General features: G+C 60.9%; 17 protein-coding genes. 11 read left to right on the forward strand and 6 right to left on the reverse strand.

Annotated elements, in window-relative coordinates; genetic code table 11:
• Positions 1-6 precede the first annotated feature (6 nt).
• From ACILSO_RS23805 to ACILSO_RS23820, 4 genes are read left to right on the forward strand one after another with little or no spacing between them, the layout of a single operon-like run.
• Positions 7-1,200: an FAD-dependent oxidoreductase gene (locus ACILSO_RS23805; RefSeq protein WP_395740065.1), complete on the forward strand. Its 1,194-nt coding sequence runs from the start codon at positions 7-9 to the stop codon at positions 1,198-1,200.
• Entirely contained in the window at positions 1,197-2,045 is an 849-nt protein-coding gene (locus ACILSO_RS23810) for an SAM-dependent methyltransferase (RefSeq protein ID WP_395739972.1), read from the forward strand. The genes ACILSO_RS23805 and ACILSO_RS23810 overlap by 4 nt, the downstream gene beginning before the upstream one ends.
• 30 nt (positions 2,046-2,075) lie before the next feature.
• Positions 2,076-2,438, forward strand: a complete 363-nt coding sequence (locus ACILSO_RS23815) for a phosphopantetheine-binding protein (RefSeq protein ID WP_395739973.1) — start codon at positions 2,076-2,078, stop codon at positions 2,436-2,438.
• Positions 2,435-3,694: a beta-ketoacyl-[acyl-carrier-protein] synthase family protein gene (locus ACILSO_RS23820; RefSeq protein WP_395739974.1), complete on the forward strand. Its 1,260-nt coding sequence runs from the start codon at positions 2,435-2,437 to the stop codon at positions 3,692-3,694. The genes ACILSO_RS23815 and ACILSO_RS23820 overlap by 4 nt, the downstream gene beginning before the upstream one ends.
• Here ACILSO_RS23820 and ACILSO_RS23825 read toward each other — a convergent pair.
• The gene (locus tag ACILSO_RS23825; protein ID WP_395739975.1) at positions 3,687-6,224 is read right to left on the reverse strand and encodes an efflux RND transporter permease subunit; all 2,538 of its coding nucleotides are present in this window, start codon (positions 6,222-6,224) and stop codon (positions 3,687-3,689) included. The two genes, ACILSO_RS23820 and ACILSO_RS23825, sit on opposite strands and share 8 nt — an antisense overlap.
• A gap of 175 nt (positions 6,225-6,399) precedes the next feature.
• On the opposite strand from ACILSO_RS23825, the gene ACILSO_RS23830 reads away from it, so the two are divergent.
• Positions 6,400-7,035: a hypothetical protein gene (locus tag ACILSO_RS23830; RefSeq protein ID WP_395739976.1), complete on the forward strand. Its 636-nt coding sequence runs from the start codon at positions 6,400-6,402 to the stop codon at positions 7,033-7,035.
• A 65-nt stretch (positions 7,036-7,100) separates the two neighbouring features.
• Positions 7,101-8,702, forward strand: a complete 1,602-nt coding sequence (locus tag ACILSO_RS23835; protein ID WP_395739977.1) for a hypothetical protein — start codon at positions 7,101-7,103, stop codon at positions 8,700-8,702.
• Here the strand turns inward: ACILSO_RS23835 and ACILSO_RS23840 are convergent, their stop codons facing one another.
• Both ACILSO_RS23840 and ACILSO_RS23845 read right to left on the reverse strand, forming a co-directional pair.
• Positions 8,703-10,274: a peptide ABC transporter substrate-binding protein gene (locus ACILSO_RS23840; protein WP_395739978.1), complete on the reverse strand. Its 1,572-nt coding sequence runs from the start codon at positions 10,272-10,274 to the stop codon at positions 8,703-8,705. It abuts the gene before it with no gap.
• Positions 10,275-10,409: 135 nt separating this feature from the next.
• The gene (locus ACILSO_RS23845) at positions 10,410-11,753 is read right to left on the reverse strand and encodes a hypothetical protein (RefSeq protein ID WP_395739979.1); all 1,344 of its coding nucleotides are present in this window, start codon (positions 11,751-11,753) and stop codon (positions 10,410-10,412) included.
• Positions 11,754-11,978: 225 nt separating this feature from the next.
• Here ACILSO_RS23845 and ACILSO_RS23850 point away from each other — a divergent pair, with 225 nt between their 5' ends.
• The 3 genes from ACILSO_RS23850 to ACILSO_RS23860 all read left to right on the forward strand — a co-directional run bounded on the left by ACILSO_RS23850 (position 11,979) and on the right by ACILSO_RS23860 (position 16,846).
• Complete coding sequence (locus tag ACILSO_RS23850) at positions 11,979-13,652, forward strand: sialate O-acetylesterase (RefSeq protein WP_395739980.1); 1,674 nt, start codon at positions 11,979-11,981, stop codon at positions 13,650-13,652.
• Positions 13,653-13,738: 86 nt separating this feature from the next.
• A complete protein-coding gene (locus ACILSO_RS23855; protein WP_395739981.1) occupies positions 13,739-15,241 on the forward strand; it encodes a PDZ domain-containing protein in 1,503 nt (500 codons plus the stop codon).
• Positions 15,242-15,292: 51 nt separating this feature from the next.
• Positions 15,293-16,846, forward strand: a complete 1,554-nt coding sequence (locus ACILSO_RS23860) for a PDZ domain-containing protein (protein ID WP_395739982.1) — start codon at positions 15,293-15,295, stop codon at positions 16,844-16,846.
• Between the two features lie 16 nt (positions 16,847-16,862).
• Here the strand turns inward: ACILSO_RS23860 and ACILSO_RS23865 are convergent, their stop codons facing one another.
• Together ACILSO_RS23865 and ACILSO_RS23870 are read right to left on the reverse strand one after the other, a co-directional pair.
• The gene (locus ACILSO_RS23865; protein ID WP_395739983.1) at positions 16,863-18,680 is read right to left on the reverse strand and encodes a hypothetical protein; all 1,818 of its coding nucleotides are present in this window, start codon (positions 18,678-18,680) and stop codon (positions 16,863-16,865) included.
• Positions 18,681-18,720: 40 nt separating this feature from the next.
• Positions 18,721-19,422: a YceH family protein gene (locus tag ACILSO_RS23870; RefSeq protein ID WP_395739984.1), complete on the reverse strand. Its 702-nt coding sequence runs from the start codon at positions 19,420-19,422 to the stop codon at positions 18,721-18,723.
• 133 nt (positions 19,423-19,555) lie between these two features.
• Here ACILSO_RS23870 and ACILSO_RS23875 point away from each other — a divergent pair, with 133 nt between their 5' ends.
• The gene (locus tag ACILSO_RS23875) at positions 19,556-20,182 is read left to right on the forward strand and encodes a hypothetical protein (protein ID WP_395739985.1); all 627 of its coding nucleotides are present in this window, start codon (positions 19,556-19,558) and stop codon (positions 20,180-20,182) included.
• Between the two features lie 37 nt (positions 20,183-20,219).
• On the opposite strand, the gene ACILSO_RS23880 is transcribed toward ACILSO_RS23875, so the two are convergent.
• The gene (locus ACILSO_RS23880; RefSeq protein ID WP_395739986.1) at positions 20,220-21,674 is read right to left on the reverse strand and encodes a sulfatase; all 1,455 of its coding nucleotides are present in this window, start codon (positions 21,672-21,674) and stop codon (positions 20,220-20,222) included.
• A 303-nt stretch (positions 21,675-21,977) separates the two neighbouring features.
• Between ACILSO_RS23880 and ACILSO_RS23885 the strand changes: the two genes are divergently transcribed.
• Complete coding sequence (locus ACILSO_RS23885; RefSeq protein WP_395739987.1) at positions 21,978-23,441, forward strand: hypothetical protein; 1,464 nt, start codon at positions 21,978-21,980, stop codon at positions 23,439-23,441.

Below are 23,441 nucleotides of genomic sequence, written 5' to 3' on the forward strand. Positions count from 1 at the left end.
GCGAACATGCCATTGGCGGGGGCCTCGGACTTCGATGTGATCATCGTGGGCGGCGGGCCGGTGGGGCTGCTGCTGGCGTGCCTGCTGAAGCAGCAGGGGCAGCGCATCCGCGTGGTGGAGCGGCGCACGGGTCCCATCACCCATTCGGCGGCCATCGGCATCACGCCGCCATCGCTGCAGATCCTGGACAAGCTGGGGCTGGCGGAGGAGTTCGTCAGCGGAGGGGTGAAGGTGCGGGACTGCTTTGTGCACGGTCAGCGGGGGAGGCTGGGGTGCGTGTCGTTTCGGGAAATCCCGGACGAGCGGCGCTACATCCTTTCACTGCCGCAGGCTGCCACGATCGCGATTTTGCAAAACCATCTGGGGCAGGAGCACATCGAAGCGGGGTGTGAAGTGGGGTATGTGAGGCAGCAGGCTGACGGCTGCGAGGTGCAGGCCGGCGGGAGAAGGCTGACGGCACGCTACGTGGTGGCGTGTGATGGGAGCCGCAGCTCCGTGCGCAGCATTCTCGGGATGCGGGCGCCGGGGCGCAGCTATGACTGCCATTTTGTGATGGGAGACTTTGTGGACCGCAGCGGCCTGGGAGACGAGGCGCACCTGTTTTTCACGGCGGATGGCTCGGTGGAGTCGTTTCCGCTGCCGGGTGGCCAGCGGCGCTGGGTGGTGCAGACAGAGACGCGAATGGAGCGGCCGCCGCCGGGTCTGGTAAGCCAGCTGGCGCGGTGGCGCACCGGCATCGATGTGCCTGTGGCGGACCAGTTGAATGAAAGCGTCTTCACGCCCCGGAAGTTCAACTGCGACCGCTACTATGACGGGCGGGTGATTTTCTGCGGAGATGCGGCGCACGGCATGAGCCCGATCGGAGGACAGGGGATGAACACGGGCTTTGCAGATGCGGAGTTCCTGGCTGAGATCCTGACGCGCAGCGAACCGCTGAAGCTGCTGCCTGCCTACGACCGCTGCCGGCGCAAGGCGGTGAAGACGGCGATCTTCCGCGCGGAGTGGGGCATGTGGCTGGGCACCTGGCGGGGCCGCGCGCGCTCCTTGGTGCGGGATTTCATCTTGAAACACCTTTTCTGCCAGGGGCCGGTGGCCCGGCGGATGGGGGCGTTTTACGCCATGCTGACCATTCCTTTCAACACGCTCAAACGCGTCCCTGCCTCAAGGCTGGAACCGCGCACCCTGGACACTGCCTCATGACCGACAGCCCCACGTACATCCCCACCATCGAAGGCGCCGCCTCCCACTACGACGATCTGGATCAGTTTTACCGCGAGATCTGGGGGGAGCACATCCACCACGGCGTGTGGCTTACGGGCCGGGAGACTGACACGGAAGCGGCGGAAAACCTCGTCAAAATCGTGGCCGATCTCGGCGGGCACAGTCCCGGAAAAGAGGTGTGCGACATCGGGTGCGGCTATGGCACGACGGCGCGGATTCTGGCGCAGAACCACGGGGTCAATATCACGGGGATGACGATCTCAGCGGTGCAGGTGGCCTATGCGGAGGCGCACAATTCGGTGCCGGGAAAGACGCATTTCATGCTGCGGGACTGGTATGCCAACGGCCTGCCGGACAACCACTTTGACATTGTTCAAACCGTGGAGAGCCTCGAGCACATGCCGGACCTGCCCGGCTTTTTTCGTGAATGCTTCCGGGTGCTGAAGCCAGGAGGCCGACTGGTGGCCACCGCCTGGATGAGCTGCGAGAACCCGGACGATTTTGCCAGGCGGCACCTGATTGACGCCATCACGCGGGAAACGCAGATCGCGGGGGTGAGGCCGGAGAGCGAGTTTCGGGCGGCGACGGAGGGAGCGGGATTTGTGAACTACCAGTTCAAGGACTACGCCGGGCAGGTGAAGAGGACCTGGCCGCTGTGCGCCCTGCGCACGGTGAAGGGGCTGCTGACCAAGTCGCACTACCGCCGCTTTCTGTTCAGCTCGCGCAATCCGAACCGCATCTTTGCCCTGACCCTGTTCCGGATCTGGCTGGCGTATGAGCTGGGAGTGCAGAGGTACGGAGTCTTCCACGCCGAAAAGCGTTGAACCCCTCCCAGAACTGACTAAACACCGGCCATGCCAGTCAGCGAAGAACGAACCCAGGAAATCACCAAGTCCCTCAAACGTTGCAGTGAGGAGACCGTGGCTGCGGCGCTGCGCTTTGAAGAAACAAAAAACCTGGACGAACTTGATGTGATCATCCCCGGCGTGCTGGCGCGTGATGCGGCCAACCCACGGCCGGATGGCATGGCTTCGGTAACGGATGACATGAAGCTGATCGAGGACATCGGCATGGATTCCTTTGGGATGATCGAAGTGGTGATGACGGCGGAGGAAGTGCTGGGCCTGACGATCGCCAATGAAGAGCTGAGCGGGATCGTGACGCTGGGCGATCTGAAGAAATTCCTGCGTGCCAAATTTGGGGCGGGCGCTTCATGAAGCGTGTCGTCGTGACAGGGCTGGGCTTTGTCTCCAGCATTGGCAACAACCGCGCGGAGGTGACGGAAAGCCTGCGCGAGGGGAAGTCGGGCATCGAGTTTGTGCCGGAGCTGGCTGCGGCGAATGACCGTGTGAAGCTGGCGGGTACGGTGAAGGGCTTTGCCTTTCCGACGAGCGACCCGCTGGACTGGACCTTCCCGGAGCATGTGAAGCTGAACCGGGCGCAGCTCCGCACGATGGTGCCAAACGCGGTGTTTGCGTATGCGGCGATGCTGGAGGCGATCGCGGACTCGAAGATGGAGCCGGCGCAGGTTTCTGACGCGCAGACGGGGCTGTATTGCGCCTCGGCAGGATCGCCGTGGATGACGTATCTGGCAATGGATTCGGTGATCAAGCGCGGGCCGGCGAGAACATCAGCTCCGGTGGTGATCACGGGGATGCCGAACTCACTGCACCTGAACCTGACGGCGCTGTTCAAGATCCATGGGGCGACTCTGGCGTTTAACAGCGCGTGTGCTTCTTCCTCTCATGCGCTGGGGCATGCGTGCGACATGATCCGGATGGGACGGCAGAAGACCATGTTTGTGGTGGGCGCGGAGGATGCGCAGGTGCTGCACACGATCCTGCCGTTTGCCTCGCTGCGGGCGCTGAGCTCCCACAGCGATCCGGCGCTGGCGCCAAAGCCGTTTGACGCCGGGCGTGATGGATTCATCACGACAGGCGGCAGTGTGGTGCTGGTGCTGGAAGAAGCGGAGCAGGCCGCGGCGCGCGGCGCCACCGTGTATGCGGAGGTGTCTGGCTGGGGCCAGGGCTCGGATGGCTACGATGTGGTGGCGCCGGACCCCAGCGGCAGCGGACTGGCGCGTGCGATGACGAATGCGCTGGAAGATGCCGGACTGGAGGCTGCGGCGGTCGATTACATCAACGCGCATGCGACGGCGACGAATGCAGGCGACATCGCGGAACTGAGCGCGCTGAAAACGGTTTTCACGGGTGACAAGAAACCCAAGGTGAGCAGCACGAAGGCGCTGACGGGCCATGGCCTGTGCCTGGCAGGAGCGCTGGAGGCTGGCATCTGCTGCGTGGCGCTGAAGGAGGGCTTCATGCCAATCTCGGCAAAGATCCAGAACCTGGATCCCGCGTGTGAAGGAGTGAATATTTTGACTGCGCCGACGGACGAGGTGCCGAAGGTGGCGATGAGCAACTCGAGCGGCTTTGGCGGCTCGAACGTGACGCTGATTTTTTCGGCTACCTGATCCAGCGCCATCTGGCAAACTGGAGGTAGAGGACGGGCAGGACCACGAGCGTGAGCACGGTGCCAAAGAGCAGGCCAAAGATATGCACGGCGGTCAGCGGTCGCCAGAGTTCGCCGCCGGTCACAGCCAGCGGGATCAAGCCACAGACGGTGGCAAACACGGTGGCCAGCACGGCACGCAGGCGCACCAGAGCAGCCCGCATGAGCGCCGGTTCCAGCTCCATGCCTGCGGCCCGCTCTTCTTCGATGAAATCGGACAGCACAATGATGTGACTCACGATGACACCGGCCAGGCTGACAATGCCGATCAGCGCCATGAAACCAAAGGAGGCATGCGTGGCTGCCATGCCTGCAAAAGCGCCGATCAGCCCCAGGGGCACGGTGAGCATGACGACGAGTGACTTCACCATGGAGCGGAACTGCACCATCATCGCCAGCGCGATGAGGGCGAGGGAGATTTTGAGGACGCGCTCCATCTCGCGCTGGCTGTTGAGAAGTTCACGCTCTTCGCCGCCAAAGGCGATGCCGGAGGCGGGAAAGGATGCGCGTGCCTTGTGCAAAATGCCCGAGGCCAGCGAGCCGAACGGCGCCAGGGCTTTCACCGTCACCGTCCGCTGCTGATTGATGCGGGTGAGGACGCCTGAATCATCGTGCACTTTGTAAGCTCCGGCCTCGATCAGTGCCTGGCGTACCTGGGAAGTCTTGACCGGGATGTCCTCACCGCTGATTTCGATCTGAATGGGAGTCTCCAGAGCGGGACCCTGCTCGATCTGTTTGACGAGGCAGAGCGCGTCTTTGACCTCGCGGTCAAAGACCTCGCGCAGGTGCATGATGAGTGCGGGGACGTCCTCCGCATGGCGCGTATTGACCAGCACCTGGGCCACGTTTGGCGCAGGCTGGCGGGGAAGCACGTTGTAGTAGAACATGGGGGTGCCGCCGCCGCTCACCATGACAGCGCTCTGAATGGCCTCCTCCTGCTGCAGCCTTTCACCGATCTGTGCTGTGACTTTCTGTGTCTGCTCAATGCTGCTCCCTTCAGGCAGCCGAAGGTCGATGAGGAACTGGCTGCGCTCGGCGACGGGAAAGAACTGCTTGCCGAAAAGTGGGATGAGAGCGGTGCTGGCAGCGAGAAGGCCGTAAGCGGCAAGGATGGTGGGCAGAGGCCTGCGCAGCGCGCGCTGCAGGGTGCGCTGATAAAACGGAATGAGACGGTGCAGCGGGTGGGAGCCGGTGACTGCATCGAAGCCCCTCTGGCCACGCAGCAGGTAATAGCCAAGAAGCGGGATGAAGGTCATGGAAACTAAGCGGGAGGAGACGAGCGCCAGAGTGATGACGATGGGCAGGGAGATGATGAAGGCGCCCATGTCTCCGGGCAGGAGAGCGAGCGGCAGGAAGGCGACGATGTTGATGATGGTGCCAAAGAAGATGGCGCGGCGCAGCCGGAACGGGCCGAGCCAGGCGGCGATGCCACGAGGCTGCCCTTCAGCGAGCTCGCGGTTGATGCCGTCCGAGGCGACCACGGGATCGTCAACGAGCATGCCCAGGGAGATGATCAGCGCGGCGATGGAAATCTGCTGGAGGGGGACATGCAAGGCGGCCATGCCACCGAGGGTCATGGCGATGGTGAGAGGAATGGCCAGGGCCACGACGAGCGCGGTGCGCCAGTCCATGAGCAGCAGAGCCACGAGAACGACAACCGCAACCGCCTCGATGAAGCAGCGAAGGAACTCGCTGATGCGGTGAGCTGTGGCGGCGGGCTGGTCGGAGACGGTGATGACCTGGACGCCTTCCGGCAAAGAGAGGCTGCCTATTTTCGCAAGCACAGCCTCCTTGAAGTCATGGATGATGTTTCCCGCTTTCATCTCCACGGCCACGAGCACGCATGAGGCGGGCTGCAGCGCGCCGCTTTTTCCCCGGTGAAGAGTGCGCACGGAGTAGCTGGCGGCCACCATGTCCTCAAAAGAGGTGATCTCTGCCGGTGCATGGCCAAACTGGCGGATGCGGCCGCTGCTGGGCACGGCCCTGAGCGCTTTCTCGATCGCATCGGCTCCTGCGGCCGCCTGGTCTCCCAGGACGGCAAAGAGCAGCGTGGCAGGGAGCTGGTAGTCCGTCTCCAGACGCGGCTCCTCGCTGCCTTCGGGGAGGGGCACCGTTTTCAAGATCTCGCGAGTCTTCCGCCATTGTTCATCGATGGCTTCCTTGCGGTCGGCGTGGAGTCTGATGACGATGGTGGAGACGTTGTCCTGTGACTGCGACTGCAGCTTTTCCAATGTGGGGAGGCGGGCGAGCGCGGCTTCCAGCCTGGCCGTCACCTCCTGCTCCATTTGCGCGGCAGTGAGGAGCGGATGCACGGTGAGGAGCACCGCATCATGCGTGGGAAAAGTCGGGTCTTCCTGCTGCGGCAGCCTTTGAAAAGAGAGCCAGCCCCAGGCAAGCACCGCAGCCATGGCCAGCCAGCCGAGCAGACGATGCTCCACAAAAAACCGGGTGAGGAGAGCGCTGGCGGGAGCTGCGGAGGGGGACGTATCCATGATGGTGCAGGAGGAAGAATTCGGCCCGAGGTTCCGGCTCCGCAATGGCGCACATTGAGCATGGGATGTTTCGCCTCGGGCTGAGGCGGATGCTTTGCGCCCGTGAAATCCGCCACAAAAACATGCTGAGACGCGGCGGCACTGCGTAAAACGATACCTCGGGATGAAAGTGCGCGTGCTCCAACCTGAACTGCTCGACATCCTGCCGCATGATGATCCCGACGCGATCCGTTCGCGGGAGGAGATGCTGCAGGTCAATGGCATCATGGGAAATCACCGGTGGATCGAGAGGATGGTGAGACGGCACGGAGAGAAGGGATGGCGGGTGACCGAACTGGGGGCGGGGGATGGGGCGCTGTCTTTGCGGCTGGTGGAAGCCGGGTGCTGCGCGGAGTCGGATCTGCATGCGTTTGATCTGGCCCCGAGGCCGGAGCACTGGCCGGCGGGGGCAGACTGGACGCAGGGAGATGTGCTGAAGCAGGCGCTGCCCGGAACGGAGATCGTGATCGCGAATCTGTTTCTGCACCATTTCACGAAGGAGCAGCTGGGAATGCTGGGTGCGCGGATATCTCCGGTGACGCGACTGATCATCGCTGCGGAGCCGGCGCGGCGCTGGGTGCATACGATGACAGGCTGGTTGTTTTGCGTGGTGGCGGAGCTGAACCACGTGCAGCGGCATGACTTGCAGGCGAGCATTCGTGCGGGGTTTCGCGGGCGGGAATTGCAGGAGGCGCTGGGGCTTGGCAAGGAGTGGAAAACAGAGGCGCACGAGCATCCGCTGGGCGGCCTGCGGTTCATGGCGTGGCGCTGAGAGCCGCGTCAGGAATGCTATTACGCCCGTTGCCGTGCTGCCGGAGTGCATTCATACTGCGGCGCATGATCCGGCCGCACTCGCCGACAGAAACACCCGCTGAGAAGCCCGCCCATCGCGGGAGAGCGAGTCTTGCCTGGGCGTCCCCATGGGAGCTGGATCTGGAATGGCAGGATGCCCCGCCAGGAAAAAAAATCCCCTACGTGGAGAAGAAAGCGGCGCCTGCACCGCAGGAGTCCAAGCCTGTGCCGCAGCCAAAACCTAAACCGGTGCCGGAGCCCGAACCGCAGCCAGCACCGCCGAGGGACGAACTGGCAGAGGCAGCCCCGCCGCCACCGCGAAAGGCGCCGCCCTCCCGGCTGGTGACGAAGCCGAGGCGGCCTGCACAGGCGGTGGAGCGGGAGGCCTCGTGGTCCACTCTGGCGATCCTGAGCATGGGCCTTCTGGCCTTGGTGTTCATCGCCTGGCTGTATGTGGACGATCAAAACGCGGGGCTGGATGAAGACCTGCGGTTAAACCGGCCGGTGGATCAGGCGGTGACGATCCAGACGCCGGAAAAGCTGCACAAGTTTTTGAACGCGCTTGTTCCGTTTGAGAATGCGGAATTGTACACCAAGCCGCCGTGGCTGTGGGACACGCCCACGCTTTCGCGCGTGGTGCAGGCCAACGGAACGGCTCTGGACAATCTGCGTGACCTGCTGGAAGACGCGGACTGGCATGCCACGCATGCGGCCTGGCATGCGGCGGATCCCTGCGCGGACCCGCGCTGGCGCCAGGCGATGCTGCTGAAGCAGGCGGAGGCGGCCTATCTCTCGCGCCGCATGCACGAGGAGGCGGCGTTTACCGCAGGGATCGATCTGGCGGAACTTGGCTGGCGGCTGGAGCAGATCTGGGCATGGCCCTCGTGCTACAGGCGTGCGCTGGAGGCGCACACCCTGGCGGCCCAAACGCTCGCGGATCTGCTGCGGCAAACGAAGCTGCCGGAGTCCACGCTGAGGCAGTTTCAGCGGCAGTTCAATGTGTGCCAGCCTTCCACGAAGGTGCTGGAGAGCGCCATGAACGGGTTTTACGTGCATGAGAAAAAACTCATTCTCGGACCGAAGAGCGGGGAGAATCTGGACACGATGCCGGGTGGCGTGCAGCTGCAACGTCCGGGCCGGCTCTTCTTCAAGCCGCATGAAACACTGCAGCATTTTGCCATCGCATTTCGGCAGATGAAAGCGGAGACGCAGGCACCGCTGATCCACACGGCCGAGGTGCGGCTGAAGGAGAGCATGGCTCCTGATACCACCTACCAGCCGAACTCCGCCGGCCTGGCCTACTACCACCAGCGCATGAAGCTTTACACTCCCCTGCCCGCCGAACTGGGGCTGGTGCGCACCCGGGGGAATTTGATCATCGCCCTGTTTGCCGTGCGGCGCTGCATTGCTGAGAAGAAAACGGTGCCCGTGACGCTGGATCAGCTGCGCACGTTTAACTATTTGCTCGATGTGCCGGTGGATCCTTACACCGGCGGGCCGCTGCAGTACAGCCTGGCACGCGGGCTGATCTGGTCGGTGGGGAATGATCTGAAATCCGCGGACGGAAGACCGACGGAACCGCCGATGGACGATGCGAGCGAACCGACCGTGGAGCTTGGGATCGCCGTGGCTGGAGTGGCGAAATGACTATTTCCAGCGCATGCAGCGGAAGGGGTGGTCGTCGATCATGTTGGGCTGAAGGCCGGCGAGACGATCGGCGTGGTAGAACTGGACTCCGACATAGTGATAGATGGGAATGATGACGCAGTCGTCGGTGACCAGGAGTTTTTCGGCCTGCTGGAAGAGGGTGTTGCGGCGGTTTTGATCGGGTTCGCGGGCGGCGGCGGCGATGAGTTCGTCATACTGCGGGCTGGCCCAGCCGGTGCGGTTGTTGCCATTGGTGGAGAGGAACATCTCCAGAAAAGTGCCGGGGTCGTTGTAGTCGCCCACCCAGCTGCTGCGGCAGAGGTCATAATTTTTCTCCTTCATGGAGTCGAGGTAGATCTTCCATTCCTGCTTGGCGAGATCGACGCTGACGCCGAGGTGCTGCTGCCACATGGCCTGGAGCTCGATGGCGATATTGCGCTCCAAGGGTTTCGGAAAATAGAGGTGATCGACGCGAGGGAAGCCTTTGCCTCCGGGGTAGCCGGCTTCGGCGAGGAGCTTTCTGGCGCGCTCAGGATCGAACTCGGGACCGGGGGGCGGCTGGTAGTCTTGTCCGGCACCGGGCGGGGTGAGGCTGAAAGCATTGCGCTCGCCGAGTTGGGTGATTTTTTCGGTGATGCGTTTGCGGTCGATGGCGAGTGAGAAGGCAAGGCGGATCTTGGGATTGTCGAAGGGGGCGCGGGTGACGTTGAAGCGGGTGAAAAAACTGCCGAGGAAGGGGCCGGTGTGGAAGTAGGGCTGCTGTTTGAGTTTGGCGGTGAGGGAGGTGGGAACCATGCCCTTGTCCATGATGAGGTCGGCCTGGCCGGTGAGGAAGTAATTGATGGCGGTGTTCGGCTCCGAAATGGGAAGGATGTCGATGGTCTTCAGCGGCACATTCGCAGCGTCCCAGTAGCGTTCGTTGCGGCGGAGCGAGATGCGGTCATCCAGCAGCCAGTCTTCGAGAATGTAGGCGCCGTTGCCGATGAGGAGGCCGGGCTTGATCCATGCGGTGCCGTGCTTTTCGTTGATGTGCCGCGGCACGGGACAGAAGGGCGTGATGGCGCAGAGGTCGATGAAGTAAGGCGTGGGGCTTTCGAGTTCGACACGCAGCGTGCGGTCATCGAGCGCGAGGACGCCGACCTGGGAGAAGTCTTTGAGCCGGCCCTCGTTGAAGGCGCTGGCGTTTTTGATCACGTAGAGCTGGCTGGCGTAGTCGGCCCCGAAGTCGGGGCTGAGGATGCGCTGCCACGAGTAGAGAAAATCACGCGTGGTGAGCGGCGTGCCGTCGCTCCAGGTGGTGCCGGGGCGGAGGTGGAAGGTGTAGGTCTTGCGGTCCGGCGTGACGTCCCAGCGCTCGGCGAGACCGGGCTGCGGCTTGCCTGCTTCATCGATGCGGCAAAGTCCTTCGAACAAGGCGGAAGCGACGCGCATGCCGACTTGATCGGTGACGATGTGCGGATCGATGCTCTCGGGTTCCGCGCCATTGATGAAGACGAGGTCCGCGCGCGGCCGTGATTTGCCGCAGGCGGCGAGGGAGAACAGGAGAGCGGCGGCGAGGGCGAGGCGGGACACGCGGGAGGGTAGCACGGGCCGGGGGCAATGACGAAATCAGAATGAAGAATGACGAATGAATGATGAAGCTCGAAGACCGAATCACCCACGCTATTACCGTAGGCCGTCCGTCCTCGTTTTTGCCTTGGTGCTTTCTTACTCAATACCAATGATCGCTTTGAGGTGGTCCAGCACGACGCGCTCCTCCTTGCTGATCTTTGAGCCCATCCCCAAAAAGCCGCCCTCTGCTTCGGCCGTTGCTTCGGCCAAAGTCATGATGAGAGCGCAATAGGCAGCATGTTCTGCAGGGTCCAGTCGCTCTTCGACGAGCCGTATCGCGGCTTGCACGAGTTTCATCGGCTGAGCATTGCGAGCAGTTGCGAGCGGCCACAAGCTGTCTAAGACACTGGGTATGCGCGTCAAGGACTGCACCACCGGCCCTAGATGCTCAGCCTGTTGCAGGGATTCGATGAGATTGACAAAAGTCTCCATTTCCTTACGGCCCATTTTGCCGTCCGCCCCGGCCACTAGTGTGAAGGCAGCGATGAAGCCCAGGCTCATGAGATCCAGCTCCTCCTCTTGCAGTCTGTCGTCCTCCTCCGGCGCAGACTCGCCTTGCATGATGGCGGTGATCTTGGTCAGCATTTCGGACGCTGCAGGGGGTGCGTCTGGCGTCATGAAAACTGCACCCAATGTATTAAAAAAATGCATGAAGCGCGCCTGTTCCTCGGCGCTGAATTTTGCCTGAAGGAGGGCATACCCCTCCTGAAAAACAGGAAGGCTGGACTGGGTGAACTGCACTTCGACGTGCGTCAGTGAAAACAGCTGGTCGAGATAACGCAGCAAAGAATGCACGCGGCAGGTTTCCTTCCCTGGAGAGTAAGCGGCCATGAGCCAGTCCCGCACAGCATCGTCGAAAGCATGGGTCGCCGCTGCTCCATGACAGCCGTTAAGTGTGGCAAAAAGACAGCCGAAAACAGCGGCCAGGCTGCGCAGTTCAGCATCGCTGAAGTCTGCGAGCAAGGGATCGCAGCCGGGCCAGTAGTCCACGATTTCGAGGCCATCGGTCAGCCGTTTGTTGTAATGGCCGTAGTTTGGCATCCCAAAGGTCTCGCCCATCGTTGTGCACATTTGAACCGCCGCAGTCACAGGATGCCCTGCCTCATCGCGCGCAGAGGCAATCGCGACTCTCGCCAGATGGGAGCGAAAGCGGATGCTTTCTTCCTGTGGCAGACTTTGCAGGATCTGCCGAATGGCCCGCACTAATGCAGGACCTTCATGGCTGCCATTCACTTCGGGATACAGTCGGTCAAAATGAATGGTCAAATGGCGCATGACATCGGTATAGAGGCACATGCGCGCATTCGGCTTCGCCGCCTCCTCCGAAAGTTCCGCAAAGCGTTTTTCATCAGCGGAAGTGATTGTACCTTTGGCATGCGCAACGTGCAGGAAGACAAACAAGGGAGCTTTGGCGAGGGTGTCGTAATCGGCTTGAGTCATGTAAAAATTCTTATGTCTGAAACCACCATCATGTGTCGAGGAAATTCGTTCACATGTCAGACCGTGTCCGCTCCTCTCATGAAGACACTGGGGACAAAAACGCCAATTGGACGCCTTTCAGAAAAGTATGGCATGGCTGCTAACTGTCTCTTGCACATTCCTCGCATCCTTCTGCAATGAATCGCCTTCATCCAGCGTTCCCAACGTCCCTCATTTTCCCGACCCATGCGCATACTCTGCCTCCTCACCCTCCTCGCCGTTTCCGCCCGCGCGGAACTGAAACTTCCGGCCATCATTGGCGACAACATGGTGCTGCAGCAGAAGCAGGCGAATCCGCTGTGGGGATGGGATGCACCGGGGACTGAGGTGACGGTGACGTTTGCCGGGCAGACGAAGACGGCCAAAGCGGATGACAAGGGCAAATGGACGGTGAAGCTGGACGCGGTGCCGGCCAATGCTCAGCCGGCCACGATTACGATCAAGGGCAGCAGCACGAAGGAACTGAAAAACGTGCTCGTGGGCGAAGTGTGGATCTGCTCCGGGCAGTCAAACATGGGGTTCAATCTGAGCAGCACGTGGGATGCGGACCTGGACATCGCGCAGGCGAAGCACCCGCAGATCCGCCTGATCTCGGTTCCGCAGGTGGGGACCCAGGAGATTCAGGACGACTTCAAGGGGCAGTGGGAGGAGTGCAGCCCGGCCAATGCGGGGCAGTTCACCGCGGTTGGGTATCACTACGGCCGGGTGCTGCACGAGATGCTGGGCGTGCCGGTGGGCCTCATCGACAATGCCTGGGGCGGCAGCGCCTGCGAGGCCTGGGTGAAGCGTGATGTGCTGGAGAAGGATCCGCGCTTTGCCTCGATCATCGCGCGCTGGAAACAGCAGGAGGCAACCTTCACGAAGGAGGCGTTTGAGAAGCAGGTGGCGGATCACAAAGCGAAGCTGGATGCCTGGAACAAGGAACGGGTTGCGGCTGCGAAGGCCAAGGAAATGTTCACCAAACCAGGGCCACGTGCGCCTCAGAACCCGATGACGGGCCAGCATCGTCCAGGGAATCTGTATGCGGGTGTGCTGCACCCGACGATCGGCTACGGCATCAAGGGCGTGATCTGGTATCAGGGCGAGTCGAATTCGGGTCGCGCCAAAGAATATCGTGACCTGTTTCCCTTCATGATCGAGCATTGGCGCAAGGAGTGGAAGCAGGGAGACTTCCCCTTCTACTGGGTGCAGCTGGCGGACTACAAGAACTACCAGACAGAGCCCGTGGAAAGCGACTGGGCGGAGCTGCGCGAGGCGCAGACGCTGACGATGAGCAAGCTGAAGCACACCGGCCAGTGCGTGATCACCGACCTGGGTGAGGCGAACGACATTCACCCCCATAACAAACGTGACGTGGCTGAGCGCCTGGCCCGCTGGGCGCTGGTGAACGACTACGGACAGAAGCTGGTTTACCGCAGCCCCGAGCTGAAAGACGCGAAGTTTGAAGGAGCCAAGGCGGTGCTGACCTTTGACTACGCTCCGCAGGGCCTGCGCACGGTGGACACGGATGAGGCCAGGGGCTTTGCCATCTGCGGTGAGGACAAGAAGTGGGTGTGGGCGAAAGCCAGCATCGTGGGCGGCTCAAAGAAGGGCACAAACCAGATCGAGGTGAGCGCCGAAGGCGTGGCGAAGCCGGTGGCGGTCCGTTATGCCTGGGCGGACAATCCGGTGTGCAATGTGTACTCCGCTGAAGGACTGCCGGTGACGCCCTTCCGCACGGACGATTTCCCCATGATCACGGATCCTGCCAGTCCGACCAATCCCGCCGCCCAGGCCGCCAAGCGTACCGAGGATCTGAAGAAGCTCATGGAGGCGAAAAAGGCCAACGAAGCCAAAAAGCAGGCCAAGCCCGCAAACTAGGGCCTGCGCCGATGCCGATTATTTCTTCAGCAAACTTGTGTTAGAAGCGGCGGGAAGCGTATGTTCATGGCCTCAAGTCATCCCGCATGAACATCCGCCCGCTCCTGCCTTATCTCGCCCTGGCCCTGCTGCCTTCAGCTCTCAGCGCGCAACCCGTTCCGCCACCTCCTGCAGCACCCCAGGCGATCGACACCACCTCGGGCGCATGGGAAGGCATTGTAAACATCGATGTCTCAGTGCTGGTGCCTGACTATCGTGAGCCATGGAACGCCGGGCAGCCGAGCGGGGGCAGTGGCACGGGATTCCTCATTGGCAAAAACCGCTTTCTGACGAATGCGCACGTCGTCAGCAATGCCACGCGCATTTTGATCCGCACGACGAATGATCCGGAGCCGCATCCGGCGAAGATCGTGCACATCGCGCATGACTGCGACCTGGCCTTGATCGAGGCGGAGGACGGGAAGCACTTTGAAAAGCTCAAGCCGCTGGACTTTGGCGGCATTCCGCAGCTGAACACGGAGGTGATCGCGATTGGTTATCCGATCGGCGGAGACCGCATCTCGGTGACACGCGGCGTGGTTTCGCGCATCGACTTCCGGCCTTACAGCCATACGAGCGTGGACTCGCATCTGGCGATCCAGGTGGATGCGGCGATCAACCCGGGGAACTCGGGCGGACCGGTGATGCAGGAGGGCAAGGTGGTGGGCGTGGCCTTCCAGGGCTTCAGCGGACGGGTGGCGCAGAACGTGGGCTACATGATTCCGGTGCCGGTGATCAAGCGCTTCCTGAAGGACATCGAGGACGGGCGCTATGACCACTATGTGGACCTGGCGGCGAGCGACTTTCCGATCGAAAACCCGGCGCAGGCCAAGGCGCTGGGAATCAATGGCGATGGCGTGGGTGTCATGGTGGGTGATGTGGAACCGCAGGGCAGCGTCGGCGAACTGCTCAAGATTGGCGATGTGATCCTGAGCATCGATGACAATCCGGTGATGAACAACGGGCTGGTGCGCTTTGAAGGCGAGCTGATGGACATGAATGAAATTGTGGAGCGCAAGTTTGCCGGAGACACCATCAAGCTGAAATACATGCGCGAAGGCAAGAAGATGGAGACAACGGTGACGCTGAAGCGCTTCGACCCCTATGTGCGGCTGGGCGCACAGTACAACCAGCGGCCGCGCTACATCGTGAGCGCGGGGCTGGTGTTTCAGCCGCTGGACCGCAACCTGATGGACGCACACCAGATGCGCGATGACACGGTGAACTACGTCTTCGACAACTTCCTGACGGAGAAACTGTATGTGGAGCTGCCGGAGCCCGTGGTGCTGACAAACGTGCTGCCGGATGAAGTGAACACCTGGCTGGCTCCCTATGCGCACAGCATCGTGGATGAAATCAACGGCGTGAAGATCAAATCCCTGAAGGATGTGCAGACCGCCCTGGCGAAGAAGGACAAGCCATTCATCGAGATCATGCTGCTGGAAAAGAACCGCCCGCTGGTGCTCAAGCGGGAGCTGGCCGAGGCCGCGCACAAGCGCATCATGGACACCTACAACATCATGGAAGACACCTACCTAGGTGACGAATAGCCGTGGAAACCGCCTGATCTGATTCTGAACTCCTTTTGCTCCCACGTTCCCATGAAGCTTTCCCAGATTTTCCTCCTGCTGGTCCTCGGTGGCACCGCGCTGCAGGCACAAACGCCCGCGGCTGACACGCCCAAAAAAAAGCGCGCGCAGCCCGCTGCTGAAGCCGCACCCGCGCCGCAGCATGTGGTGCAAAACAACTCGGTGGTGAGGGTGAATGCCACCTCCCAGCCTTACAGCCTGCATCTGCCATGGCAGAAGGAGTCTCCCTCCGGCCGGCGTGGCCTGGGAGTCGTGATGGCGGGCAACCGTGTGCTGGTGACGGCGCAAATGGTGGCGGATGCCACCTACATCGAGCTGGAACTGCCGGAGAAGGGGCACAAGATCCCCGCGAAGGCGGTGGCGGTGGACTATGAGGCCAATCTGGCGCTGCTGGAGACCGTGCCCTCGGACAGGCAGAAAGCCTTCTTTTCAGGACTCAAGCCGATGGCGGTGGATGTAAGCGCCCGCATCGGCGACAAGGTGGACATTCTGCAGACGGGGCGAGTGGGTGAGCTGATCGAAAGCGAGCTAATCATCGGCAAGGTGCTGATCCGCCGCTACATCGTGGAAGGCTCGGGCTTTCTGGTTTACGAGGCCAACAACATTGTGCGCAGCGAGGGAAACAGCTTCACGCTGCCAGTGGTCAACAAGGCAGGCAAGCTCGTGGGACTGCTGCTGACGTATGACTCGAAAAACCAGATCACCACGATCCTGCCCGCGCCGATCATTGAACACTTTCTCAAAGATGTGGCCGACGGCAGCTACGAGGGCTTTCCCAGCCTGGGCATGGAAATGCAGGCCACGATGGACGAGCAGTATCGCGAGTACCTGGGCATGAAACCCGACGCACCTGGGGTGCTCATCAGCATGGTGATGAAAGGCGGCTCTGCTGAAAAGGCCGGATTGAAAAAGGGAGACATCCTGGTGGCGATCAATGGCTTCAGCATTGATTCGCGTGGCAACTACAAGGATCCGCAGTTTGGCGCGCTGAGCTCCAGCCACCTGGTGCGTGGCCGCGCCTACGTGGGGGACAAGGTCGAAATCAAAGTGGTTCGGGACGGCAAGGAAGTCATGCTCACGGGAGAGCTGGCCAGGCGCAAGCCGGACGACTTTCTGGTGCTGCCGTACCTTTTTGACAAAGGCCCGCGCTACGTGCTGATGGGCGGGCTGCTCTTTCAAGAGCTCTCCCACCCCTATCTGGATGCCTTTGGCGAAGATCAGCGCGGAGGCGCCATCCTGCGCCTTTCACGCATCGCCTCGCATCCGGACAAGTATGAGGAGGAAGGGCGCAAGAAGCTCATCTTCCTGAGCCTGGTGCTGCCGACACCGAGCACCCAAGGATATGACAAGCTGGGCGGCCAGGTGGTGAACAAGGTGAACGGCCGTGTCATCAAGGAGCTGGACGACCTTGCGGAAGCATTCAAGAACGCCAAGGACAGCGTGCATGTGATTGAGCTCAATGAATTCCCGCACCTTCTCTACCTGGACAGCTTCAATGCTGAGCGTGACAACATGCGCCTCCTGGGCGGTGCCTACCGCATCGGCAGCCTGAAGCGGCTGGAGTAGTGCGGTTCCCCCGCAGTCAGCGCAGCAGCTCTTCCAGCTCCTCACATTGCCTGCCATCCAGAACCTGCGCGCGTTTCACCTCGGCCAGTTCTTCGTGTGCGGCGTCGTTTTTGCCGCAGATGGCGAGGTAGAGGATGTGGCTGCGCGCGAGCAGGCTGAGATCCTCCTTGCTGGCGGCGCCGTTTGATTTTTCGTGCAGGGCTTCGGCTTTTTGAAAATGAAGCTCCGCTTTTTTGAGCGTGGCTTTGGACTGGCTCTCGCGAAGCATGGTGACGATCTGTTGATTGAGCAGGCCGAGGTCGTCCGGTTTTTCTTTGAGGCAGGCGTCAATGTGGTGGTGGGCGGACGGCCAGTCATGCAGCACGGCGGCGGTGGCGGAGCAGGTGCGGCGTGTTTGCAGACCGGGCAGCAGAGCCAGCTCCGTGAGGGCGAGCGCGGCCGCGGCGGGAGAATCCTCAGCCTGCGGCAGCATGCCGGCACACAGCCCCATCAGCATGTGCTGGGTGCGCTGGCGGAAAGGGTCCAGATGAATCGCACGCAGGAGGAGATCGAAATGCTTCGGCTCACGCTGAGAAATCATCATCATGCACACCTCGATGATGAAGGCGGCTTCGGCTGCACGAGCTGCCTGGGGGTGCTGTTCCGCACGGGACATTTCAAGGAGCCGGTCAGAAGTTTGACGCACGATTTCCATGCGGGACTCCGGGGGCTTTTTCTGGGTGGTCTGCGAACGCATGGAGTCGCCGATGAGCGCGAGCAGGATGATGGTGCCCGTGGCCTCGGCATCATCTGCCGCCAGATTGAGCGCGTTCCGCAAGAGCGTTTCATCTTCGAAGACTGTCACGGCGTTGCTGCCGAGCGTGAGCGCCAGTTTGCCTGAGAATTCTTCGAAACTTTCTTCCAGAGGGCGCCTGGCAGCCAGAGTGGCCTCCATGCGGTGCTGTTTGATGAGGGAGAGCAGACTCACGGATTTGAGATAGGTCCGCAGGTCATGGCGCTCCTGGGCGGTCGAGAGCAGATTGGCCAGTTCCCGCCGCAGCTCCTCCTGACGCCGGTCGAAGGCCAGAAACTCCTCCTCTGACAAAGGACGGTCATACAAGGCTCGTGCGAGGGCCGTGTAGTCCGTTTCTTTTTCCTCCAAAGCAAAGTCACGGCGCAGAGCAGCCGACTCCAGCACCTGCATGACGCGATGGCAGAGGAGCTCGTGGAGCGCCTGAGGCTCGCGCGGGTCGAGCTTGAGGGCGGTGCGCAGCGCGGTGAGTTTTTCGCTGCTCCATTCGAGCGCCATGCCCAGCAGCGCATAGGCCTCCGCGTTTTTTGGCTCGCGGGAAATGAGAGCACGCGCAGCACCCAGGGCACGCTGCGCACACTGCTGCTCTTTGTCATGCCACTTCAAATGCCGTGCGGCATCCCCCATCTCCAGCCAGCGCCAGACTTCAGCGGCATCCTTTGTGTCTGCGGATTCCAGATCGTGATAGCGCTGCATGAAGCCTGTGTCTGTGTTGTCAAAGACAGCACCGTGGGTGCCTATCATGCTGTTGAAGCCTGCCCGTCCATTCATCAGGGTCATCTTGCGCGCCAGCATGGACCGGCGGTCTGCGGAATCTGGCGGGGCGGGTTCATCTGCCGCAAGAGTCTCCTCCACACGCTGCACGAGTCCGTCTGCATCGGGATGAATGCCTTTGTACTTCTCTTCGATTTTTGCTGCGACTTCACGGATCAAATCACGCACCGCCTTTTTTTCCAGCGGAGGGGCAGGTTCCGGCGGCGCGGCTGACGATGGCGGGCAGACGGCAGCAGCCAAGGTGATCAACGCGAACAAACGGCGCTTCATGAGCGCGATCATCTGCAATGCCGCGCTTTTTGGCAATGGCTTACTTCACGGCGCCAATCAGCGTCTGCAGGCGGGACACCTGCGCCTTGAGCAGAGAAATCTCCGCTTCCATCTTCGCACGCCACTCGGCATCCGCTCCAGAAGTGGAGGATTCTTCCGCGGGCGGTGCAGCGGGGGCATGAGAGGAGAGGCCGGTGCCCGGCGCCCCGGCCACTTCGCCGCAGAGCAGATGCATGAACTGCGCCACGCGCTGCCCGGGGCCTGCGGGGATGCATTGCACGAGCGGGCCTTCATTGTAGCCAATGAGCTCCGCCAGAGTGTTCTCCACGCTCTGCATGTCGGGAAATTCAAAGAGGCGCTCCGTGCGCTGCCGCAGCTCGCCAGCGGTCTGCGAACCGCGCAGCATGAGCATGCACAGCAGTGCCATGTGGGAGCGGTCCAGACCGGGCAGCTTGCCTTTGAGATTGTGACGGTATTTGAGAGTGCGGCCGCCCACGACGTTCACTTCAAAGACATAGCCGTGGGATTTCATGGACTCCAAGGCGCGCAAAACGGTGCGCTCATCATAACGCACGATGGGGTCGCGGTTGGTGGTCTGATTGCAGGCCGTGACGAGCGCATTCAGCGTCATCGGATAATAGTCTGGCAGCGTGATTTCCTTTTCGATCAAACATCCCATCACACGGGCGGCTTCGGGAGAGAGGGTAAAGAGAATGGCGGGAGTGACGGATTCAGCGGACATGAGTAAAGCCAATGGGCAAGACCCTCATCTTCCACGCTGAAAGGCCGCGTTCAACTTCCGGTCGTGGTTGGTTTTCAACTAACACGAAATTAATTCTGAATAGTTCAGGTTCGCAGGCGTCGAAGTCGGTGTTATGAAAACGAAACTTCTCCTCCTTTGCGGTGCCTTAGTCGCCGCATGTTCGCTTACTTCATGCGACATTTACGGTTATCCCGGCTATGGTTATGGCTATGGTAACGGTTACGGATACGGTGGATATGGCGGGTACGGAAACTACGGCGGCCTTGGTCTGCTGGGTCTCGGTAACTACTACAGCAGCAATTACTACGGCGGCTATTCCCGCCCTTATTACAGCGGCTACTCACGGCCTTACTACGCCAACAGAAGCTACTACTCACGCCCGAGCTACACCTCCTTCGGGAACTTTGGCAATTTCGGCAACTTCAACCGCTACTCTCACAGTCCTTTGTTGAGAACCTCGGGACTTTCGTCCTTTGGTGGCAGCCGTGGCTTCGGTGGCGCCCCATTCGGCAGCCGTGGCTACAGCTCGCCCTTCAGCGGCAGCCATTCCTTTGCCGGTCTCTCCAGTGGTGGGCATAGCTTCAGCGGCCTAGGCGGGCATAGCTTCAGCGGCCTAGGCGGGCATAGCTTCGGCGGTCACAGCCTTGGCGGAGGCAGCCACTCCTTCAGTGGTGGTGGCCATAGCTTCGGCGGTGGCGGTCATTCCTTTGGCGGCGGCGGCGGCCATCATCACCACTAATAAATCTGGAATACCTTCTGGATTCTCTGCGCAGCGCTCAAGGTTTCTTGGGCGCTGCTTTTTTTTGCTTCACGTAGTCCGGCCACTGGATCTTTTTTCCTTCAGCGCCAGTGAACGTCCACGCGGGCCAGGTGGGCGATTCGCGCTGCACCTCGGTGTATTTGGCCTGCAGCAGAGTTTTGAGTTCGGCGAGTTTCTCAGGCTCAGTGGCTGCGAGGTCGTTCTTTTCGCCGATGTCTTTGCCGAGATGGAAGAGCATGAAATCCTTCAGCTGCGCTTCTTTGAATTCGCGTTCGGTTTGTTCGGTGATGTCGTTGCTCCTAGACGGCGGTGCTTTGTCGAGTGAGGCGAGTATCTTCCAATCTCCCACCCGCATGGCGACTTTTTGATCATTGGTGGCGCGGTTGAAGTGCCAGTAGAGCGGCGTTTTGCGATCGAGTTTTTTGCCTTCGAGAACGGGCAGCCAGCTGGTGCCGTCGAGCACGCGATCCTGGGGTGCCTGAACTCCCGCTATCGCGCACATGGTGGGCAGGAAATCGACGCCGCTGATGGGCTCATCGCTCACCGTGCCTGGTTTCGTTTGACCGGGCCAGCGCAGGATGCCCGGGATGCGGATGCCGCCTTCAAAAGTGCTGCCTTTTTTGTCGCGCAGAGGTCCGGCGGAGCCATGCGGATGCTGCGCGGTGATGGCCGGTCCGTTGTCGCTGGTGAAGAGGACGAGCGTGTTTTCGCGCAGGCCGGAGTCGTCGAGCTTTTTCATGAGTCGGCCAAAGGCGTCGTCCATCTGTGAGATGTTGCCGTGGTGGCCGTTGAAGCTGGGATCAGCCGAGTGGTAGAGTGCGGTGTATTTTGCGTCCGATGAGATGGGTTCATGCGGCTCGTGGATGCAGATGTAGGCGAAGAAGGGTTTGCTTTTGTCCCGCCCGTCCAGCCAGCGCATGGCCTCATCCACGACGAGGTGCGCGGCGTAGCCTTCGAGTTTGCCGACTGCGGTGCCGTTGCGCACGAAGTTGTCGGGGTTGTGGTGATTGGGGTAGGCGTTGTTGTGCGTTGCGAACCAATGGTCGAAGCCGTGGTCGTTGGGCTGCGGCTGCGTGGGCTTGTTGAATTCGCCATTCATGTGCCACTTTCCTGCGTGGCAGGTGGTGTAGCCAGCATCATGCAGCAGTTTGGTGATGGTGATCTCGCTGCGGCGCATGTGCACCGGGGAGTCCTCGGGGATCCAGTCTCGCACCCCGACGCGGGTGGGCGTGCGGCCAGTCATGATCGCCGTGCGTGAAGGCGAGCAGTTCGGATGCGCCGCATAGCAGGAGGTGAAGCGCAGACCTTCGGTGGCGAATCTGTCGAGGTTCGGGGTGAGAACGTCTTTCGCTCCGTAGCAGCCCAGATCGCCGTAGCCGAGGTCATCATCGAGGACGAGGAGGATGTTGGGACGGTCTGCGAACGCGAGGTTGGTAAGGGCCAGCGCGAGGAAGATAAGCAGCGATTTCATTGCCGCGGATAAACGTGCTCCATAGAGCACTTGTTCCAAGGAAAGCATCCTCCACTCCCCTCGTGCCAATCCCCCAGTTTGTACTGGTCAAAGCGCTAGCTGCACAGCGTCTCTACATGCGAGTCGGGGGGGACGACCATCATCAGTGTGACAAAAGATTGCCTTGTTGGATGGGAACGGGTTTGGCAGACTGAGGGCATGAAAGGCTTAATTGGGATGCTTATCTTTGGCTGCGCCTTGTCCTCTCTGGCTCAGAATGGCAGGGAAGGCGTGTTCAGGACTCAGATGAGCGGGACTTCAGAAGTGACTTCCATCAAAGACCTCCCTGCGCATCTCAAACCGACGCCGGGGACGCGGTGTTTGCTGGCGGATTTTCAAAATCAAAAGGCGGGGCAGGCAACGGTCTATTTCGTCAATGCCACGAAGAACCTCACGCGGCTGCAAAAGCAGGACGGTGACATCTACTGCAAGCGTGAGACCAAGACGCAAGACGGCCAATGGCGGCGCTGCGATTCGCATCAGTACAGCTGGTGTGGCAACAGCTACCACTCTGTCGAAGTGCCCGCAGGCGGTGTGATCTCATGGCAGCAGAAACTGAACTCTGCCCAGGGTGAAGAACGTCCGGTGCGCTTTCGTCTGTTCAGCGGCACCTCTGAGGTGCTGGAATCTAATGAAGGCATGGGAAGGGTCGCTGAGGAGGATGTCACCTTCTGCCGCTATGACTCGATGGCCATGAGCTACGGGCCTTTTGAAGATGTCGCCGCAGTGGCGATGGGCGAGGTGGAGGGATCACAGGGGACCAGCGTACGCAGGAACAATGGGATAGACGCCTTGCGGCGCTTTCCTTTGGAGAAAGAGTTGTTTCCCGTGTTAAAGAAGGTGGTGGCCAACCTGCGCAAGGAGGCTGAATCCGAACATCGCGGATCCGATGATGAGTCCCGCGTGCGTTTTGCGATTCGGGACGACCACTATCAGTCATGCCTGCGGACCCTGGCCGATGCCGTGAAGCTCTCCCTGGGTCAGGAGGAGGTCTGGCCCTACGTGGCCGGGCTGGTGAATGATCCCCAGTTTCCGTGGAGCGCAGTGACGATGGAGTGGGTGGTGAACAACTTCGGGGATGAAATCCTTGACGAAAAGCGGCAGGAGAAAAGAGCGCTGGTGGAAAGCGTACTGGCCAGGCCGGACCATCAGGCGCTTGCATCCGCCCTGAAAGTCTATGGGAAGGTGGCGGACAAAGAGGAGGCAGGCCTTAGGCTCGAGGAGATCTCGAAGGACCCGCATTATTCCGCCGAGGCACGGACAGCAGCACGAGAGGCCAGAGAGAAGCTGTTTCCCAATCCCTATCTGCAAATCTCCTTCGAAAATGGAAGCTCCTTTGCCGGGCAACTGCCGCGGCTGAAGTCGGTGACACTGGTGAACATCTCGCCGCAGAGGATCACCCTGCCGGTGAAGAGGGCCGAGGATTTGATCTCAGTGCATGTGAGAGGTCACGATGAACTCTCCACCCATGCATCAGCGGCAGGAGCAGGCCAGATGAAGCTGAAGCCCGGAGAAAAGATCGTGCTGCACGATGTGTCCTGGTGGCGTGGAATTGATCCTGCAAAAGTTGGCAAGAGCGATCACGACCCCTTTGCTGAAGGGGAGGAACCTTTGAGTTTCATCCTGCAGGCCGACACGCCGGGACTTTGGGAGATCCCGGCCGCGACAGAATTCTCGATGAGTGTGCATCGCGACGATTTGCTGAAAGCTCTTGAAGCTGACCGGTGA

It is taken from the genome of Prosthecobacter sp. (genome assembly GCF_044226605.1).
Lineage (GTDB): Bacteria > Verrucomicrobiota > Verrucomicrobiia > Verrucomicrobiales > Verrucomicrobiaceae > Prosthecobacter.

What these genes read in the sequence shown, in the direction of transcription:
- ACILSO_RS23805 (WP_395740065.1), top strand. Translation starts at nt 7, where the DNA reads ATGCCATTGGCGGGGGCCTCGGACTTCGATGTGATCATCGTGGGCGGC.
- ACILSO_RS23810 (WP_395739972.1), top strand. Translation starts at nt 1,197, where the DNA reads ATGACCGACAGCCCCACGTACATCCCCACCATCGAAGGCGCCGCCTCC.
- ACILSO_RS23815 (WP_395739973.1), top strand. Translation starts at nt 2,076, where the DNA reads ATGCCAGTCAGCGAAGAACGAACCCAGGAAATCACCAAGTCCCTCAAA.
- ACILSO_RS23820 (WP_395739974.1), top strand. Translation starts at nt 2,435, where the DNA reads ATGAAGCGTGTCGTCGTGACAGGGCTGGGCTTTGTCTCCAGCATTGGC.
- ACILSO_RS23825 (WP_395739975.1), bottom strand. Translation starts at nt 6,224, where the DNA reads ATGGATACGTCCCCCTCCGCAGCTCCCGCCAGCGCTCTCCTCACCCGG.
- ACILSO_RS23835 (WP_395739977.1), top strand. Translation starts at nt 7,101, where the DNA reads ATGATCCGGCCGCACTCGCCGACAGAAACACCCGCTGAGAAGCCCGCC.
- ACILSO_RS23845 (WP_395739979.1), bottom strand. Translation starts at nt 11,753, where the DNA reads ATGACTCAAGCCGATTACGACACCCTCGCCAAAGCTCCCTTGTTTGTC.
- ACILSO_RS23850 (WP_395739980.1), top strand. Translation starts at nt 11,979, where the DNA reads ATGCGCATACTCTGCCTCCTCACCCTCCTCGCCGTTTCCGCCCGCGCG.
- ACILSO_RS23855 (WP_395739981.1), top strand. Translation starts at nt 13,739, where the DNA reads ATGAACATCCGCCCGCTCCTGCCTTATCTCGCCCTGGCCCTGCTGCCT.
- ACILSO_RS23860 (WP_395739982.1), top strand. Translation starts at nt 15,293, where the DNA reads ATGAAGCTTTCCCAGATTTTCCTCCTGCTGGTCCTCGGTGGCACCGCG.
- ACILSO_RS23865 (WP_395739983.1), bottom strand. Translation starts at nt 18,680, where the DNA reads ATGAAGCGCCGTTTGTTCGCGTTGATCACCTTGGCTGCTGCCGTCTGC.
- ACILSO_RS23870 (WP_395739984.1), bottom strand. Translation starts at nt 19,422, where the DNA reads ATGTCCGCTGAATCCGTCACTCCCGCCATTCTCTTTACCCTCTCTCCC.
- ACILSO_RS23875 (WP_395739985.1), top strand. Translation starts at nt 19,556, where the DNA reads ATGAAAACGAAACTTCTCCTCCTTTGCGGTGCCTTAGTCGCCGCATGT.
- ACILSO_RS23880 (WP_395739986.1), bottom strand. Translation starts at nt 21,674, where the DNA reads ATGAAATCGCTGCTTATCTTCCTCGCGCTGGCCCTTACCAACCTCGCG.